Below are 501 nucleotides of genomic sequence, written 5' to 3' on the forward strand. Positions count from 1 at the left end.
TGGCGATCCTTGCGGGCTTCGAGCAGTCGCGCGGCGAGATCGTCATCACGCTCGACGCCGATCTGCAGAACCCGCCGGAGGAAATCGGCAAGCTGATCGCGAAGATGCGCGAAGGCTACGACTACGTCGGCTCGATCCGGCTGCAGCGCCAGGACAGCCTGTTCCGCCGCAAGGCGTCGGCCGCGATGAACCGGCTGCGCGAGCGCATCACGCGCATCAAGATGACCGACCAGGGCTGCATGCTGCGCGCGTACAGCCGCCACATCATCGACACGATCAACCGCTGCGGCGAGGTGAACACGTTCATCCCCGCGCTCGCGTACACGTTCGCGCAAAACCCGACCGAAATCGAGGTCGCGCACGAAGAGCGCTTCGCGGGCGAATCGAAATACTCGCTGTACAGCCTGATCCGCCTGAACTTCGATCTCGTCACGGGCTTCTCGGTCGTGCCGCTGCAATGGCTGTCGTTCATCGGCGTGATCCTCTCGCTCGGCTCGGCCG

1 protein-coding gene is annotated in these 501 nt (G+C 64.5%); it reads left to right on the forward strand.

Going from position 1 to position 501, the window contains the following annotated elements; translation table 11 throughout:
- On the forward strand, positions 1 to 501 hold a 501-nt coding region (locus tag J5M58_RS26365; protein ID WP_207880289.1), incomplete at both ends, for a glycosyltransferase.

It is taken from the genome of Pseudomonas sp. 32_A, from assembly GCF_017490905.1.
GTDB classification, from domain to species: Bacteria; Pseudomonadota; Gammaproteobacteria; order Pseudomonadales; family Pseudomonadaceae; genus Aquipseudomonas; species Aquipseudomonas inefficax.